Below are 3,872 nucleotides of genomic sequence, written 5' to 3' on the forward strand. Positions count from 1 at the left end.
GGCGCCGAACAGCGTGGGTCCGTTCGCGAGGCGCAGCTCGACGTAGCAGGCGGCGCGCGCATCGGCGCCCGAGCCGATCGAGTGCTCGTGGTAGTCCATCAAACGGATGTCCAGGCCGAGCGCGTTGACGAAGGCGTCGATCGGGCCGTTGCCGGTGCCCTGGTGCGGTTCCGTCACGCGGTTGTGCTGCACGGTCGTGTCGATCTGCACGCGCTCCTCGCCCTCGCTGTTCTCGACCAGGCGGTGCGAGACGTAGCGGTAGGCGGCGTTTTCCTGGTTGAAGTACTCACGGTCGAACAGGGCGTGGATGTCGGCGGCGGCGACTTCGCGGCCGGTGGCGTCGGCATGCTTCTGCACGACGCGCGAGAATTCGATCTGCAGGCGGCGCGGCAGTTCGAGGCCGTATTCCTGCTCGAGCAGGTAGGCCATGCCGCCCTTGCCGGACTGGCTGTTCACGCGGATCACGGCGTCGTAGCTGCGGCCCAGGTCGGCCGGGTCGATCGGCAGGTACGGCACTTCCCAGATGGCGTCCGCCTGCTGCTTCGCGAAGCCCTTCTTGATCGCGTCCTGGTGCGAGCCCGAGAACGCCGTGAACACGAGGTCGCCGACGTACGGATGGCGCGGGTGCACGGGGATCTGGTTGCATTCCTCGACCAGCTGGCGGACGGCATCGATGTCCGAGAAGTCCAGGCCCGGGTGCACGCCTTGCGTGTACAGGTTCAGCGCGAGGGTGACCAGGTCGACGTTGCCGGTGCGCTCGCCGTTGCCGAACAAGCAGCCTTCGACGCGGTCGGCGCCGGCCATCACCGCCAGCTCGGCGGCGGCGACGGCGGTGCCGCGGTCATTGTGCGGGTGCACGCTGATCACGAGGTTCTCGCGCTGCTTCAGGTTACGGCACATCCATTCGATCTGGTCGGCGTAGACGTTCGGCGTCGCCGCTTCCACGGTCGACGGCAGGTTGACGATCACCTTGTTGTCCGCGCTCGGCTGCCATACGTCGACGACGGCGTCGACGATGCGCCTGGAGAAATCCAGTTCCGTCGTCGAGAACGATTCCGGCGAGTATTCGAGGCCCCACTTGGTGTCCGGATGCTGGGCGACCAGTTCCTTGATCAGCTTCGTGCCGTTGACGGCGATCTGCACGATCTCGTCCTGGTTCATGCCGAACACGACGCGGCGGAACACCGGCGCGACCGAGTTGTAGACGTGGACGATGGCCTGCTTCGCGCCGACGCACGACTCGACGGTGCGGCGGATCAGTTCTTCACGGGCCTGCGTCAGGACGATGATGGTGACGTCGTCCGGGATGCGCTTTTCCTCGACCAGCATGCGCACGAAGTCGAAGTCCGTCTGCGAAGCGGACGGGAAGCCCACCTCGATTTCCTTCACGCCGATCTGCACGAGCTTTTCGAAGAAGCGCAGTTTCTTCTCCGGGCTCATCGGCTCGATCAATGCCTGGTTGCCGTCGCGCAGGTCCGTGCTCATCCAGACCGGCGGCTTGTCGATGATGCGGTTCGGCCACTGACGGTCGGCCAACGGGACGGCGGGGAAGGGGCGGTATTTGGCGGAAGGGTTGGTCAACATGGCGGTGCTCCTGATTATCAAATGCTGGTGAAGGTGTCGTTTCGATCGTTGTGGCGGGGGCTGCCGGACGGGCCACGGACGCTAGGCCCGGCAACCGATCGGTAGTTTTAGCGAGCGAAACACCACACGTGCGCCGGCAGACAGCAGGATAGCTCCGGCGGAAATAACAGACAGCGTGGATGTGGTAGTGGCAAACATCGGTACAACTTTCCTTGGGCTACGAATCCGGCAACCTTGGCCGGGCGGGACAGCGGCGATTTACGCGCGTAGTAGCAGGGCTGCCGGCGTTAGCGCGCGGGCAAGCGATAGGGAAGTCGACAGAGGCAGAGGGGAGAACATTTCTCCACTCTAAGTGAATTTTGTTTGGCGTGTCAAGCGTTTCGTGTGTTGTCGTTTGGTCACCACGGTTTTTGCGAACAATCAACTTCTCTGGATGAGCCGAGTGTCACAGTACGCGCTTCATGTCGCCAGGGAGCACACCATGCCCGTACTGAAAGGTCTCGACACGACGATGGAACTGACGCGCCACGCCCAGGCGCTCAAGGAACAGGGCTACGCGTTCGCGCTGCGCTACTACAGCCACAACGCGGCCAAGAATTTGTCGCTCGGCGAGGCGCGGGCGCTGTCGCAGGCGGGACTCGCGCTCGGCGCCGTGTGGGAAACGAGCGGCACCCGCGCCGGCTTCTTTACCCGCGCGCAGGGCCTGGCGGACGGCGCGGCGGCCTTCCGGATGGCGCGTGACGTGATCGGGCAACCGTTCGGCTCCGCGATCTATTTCGCGGTCGACTACGATCCGACGCAGGCCGATCTCGACGGCGCCGTCAGTAATTATTTTACCGGCGTGCACGCGGCGCTGTACGTGGCGGCGGAAGGCAAGCCGTCGTACCGCGTGGGCGTGTACGGCTCGGGCCTGTGCTGCGGCACGCTCGTCGAGCGGGGCCAGGCGGCCCTGTCCTGGCTTTCGCAGTCGACCGCCTTCGCGGGCTCGCGCCTGTACGCGGAACAGAAGCGCTACGACATCATCCAGCTGCTTCCGGTGCGCATCCCGGGTGCCGACGGGATCGTGCTCGACATCGATCCGGACGCGACGCATCCGGACCGCGACGGCGGCTTGTTCATGGTTTAACCGAGCGTTCAGCCGACGACGACTTTCGGCGCGCCCGCCGCCATCGACCCGATGACGGCCGCATCGCCGAAGCCTTCGCGGCGGAACAGCGCCAGCACCTCGTCGACGCTTTCAGGAGCGCACGAGACGAGCAGGCCGCCCGATGTCTGCGGGTCCGTCAGCAGCACGCGCTGCGTGTCCGTGATCGCGCCGCCCAATTCGACGTCATGGCCGTACGCATCCCAGTTGCGGCCCGACGCACCCGTGAAATAGCCGGCGTGGGCCAGCGCCTCGACGCCCGGCAGCAGCGGGATGTTCGCCATGTCCAGCTGCGCCGTCAGCTGCGCGCCGCGCGCCAGCTCGAGCAGGTGGCCCAGCAGGCCGAAGCCGGTGACGTCCGTCAGCGCGTGCACGCCGGCCAGTTCCGACAGGGCCTTGCCCGGCTTGTTCAGCTTCGTCGTGTTCGCGACCATGGCGGCATAGCCGTCCGCATCCAGTTGATCCTTCTTCAACGCGGCCGACAGCACGCCCACGCCCAGCGGCTTGCCGAGGACGAGCACGTCGCCCGCGCGCGCATCCGCGTTGCGCTTCACCTTCGACGGGTGCACGAGGCCCAGCACGACGAGGCCGTAGATGGGTTCCACGGAGTCGATCGTGTGACCGCCCGCGATGGGGATGCCCGCTTCCGCGCAGATCGATTCGCCGCCCTGGATGATCTTGCCGATCGTCTCCAGCGGCAGCTTGTTGATCGGCATGCCGACGAGGGCCAGCGCCATGATCGGCGTGCCGCCCATCGCGTACACGTCCGAGATCGCGTTGGTGGCGGCGATGCGGCCGAAGTCGAACGGATCGTCGACGATCGGCATGAAGAAGTCGGTCGTCGCGATCAGCGCCTGCTCGTCGTTCAGCTTGTAGACGGCCGCGTCATCGGCCGTCTCGATGCCGACCATGAGCTCTTTCGGCACGGGGAAGCCGCTCGACTTCTTCAGGATCTCGGACAGCACGCCCGGCGCGATCTTGCAGCCGCAGCCGCCGCCGTGGGAGAACGAGGTCAGTTTGATGGGTTGGTCGGCGGATGTGTTCATACAGTGCTCTTTTTTAAACTTGCGTTGATCTGAAGAGAAGATTATCCACCAAGTCGAGCAGGCGCGCTCGACTTGGTGGATAATCTTCTCTTCAGATC

Annotated in this window: 3 protein-coding genes; 1 reads left to right on the forward strand and 2 read right to left on the reverse strand. The window is 65.2% G+C overall.

Going from position 1 to position 3,872, the window contains the following annotated elements; translation table 11 throughout:
* On the reverse strand, nucleotides 1–1,584 hold a 1,584-nt coding region (gene leuA / locus ACEN88_RS26310; RefSeq protein WP_413344411.1), incomplete at its 3' end, for a 2-isopropylmalate synthase.
* A 481-nt stretch (nucleotides 1,585–2,065) separates the two neighbouring features.
* Between leuA and ACEN88_RS26315 the strand changes: the two genes are divergently transcribed.
* The gene (locus ACEN88_RS26315) at nucleotides 2,066–2,710 is read left to right on the forward strand and encodes a DUF1906 domain-containing protein (RefSeq protein WP_413344412.1); all 645 of its coding nucleotides are present in this window, start codon (nucleotides 2,066–2,068) and stop codon (nucleotides 2,708–2,710) included.
* Nucleotides 2,711–2,718: 8 nt separating this feature from the next.
* Here ACEN88_RS26315 and selD read toward each other — a convergent pair whose 3' ends face one another.
* Nucleotides 2,719–3,774 (reverse strand): selenide, water dikinase SelD, encoded by a 1,056-nt coding sequence (selD, locus tag ACEN88_RS26320; RefSeq protein ID WP_413344414.1) that lies wholly within the window; start codon nucleotides 3,772–3,774, stop codon nucleotides 2,719–2,721.
* Nucleotides 3,775–3,872: the final 98 nt, after the last annotated feature.

Source organism: Massilia sp. CT11-108, assembly GCF_047302915.1.
In the GTDB taxonomy this organism is placed as follows: Bacteria; Pseudomonadota; Gammaproteobacteria; order Burkholderiales; family Burkholderiaceae_D; genus Telluria; species Telluria orientalis.

What these genes read in the sequence shown, in the direction of transcription:
- selD (WP_413344414.1), bottom strand. Translation starts at nt 3,774, where the DNA reads ATGAACACATCCGCCGACCAACCCATCAAACTGACCTCGTTCTCCCAC.
- ACEN88_RS26315 (WP_413344412.1), top strand. Translation starts at nt 2,066, where the DNA reads ATGCCCGTACTGAAAGGTCTCGACACGACGATGGAACTGACGCGCCAC.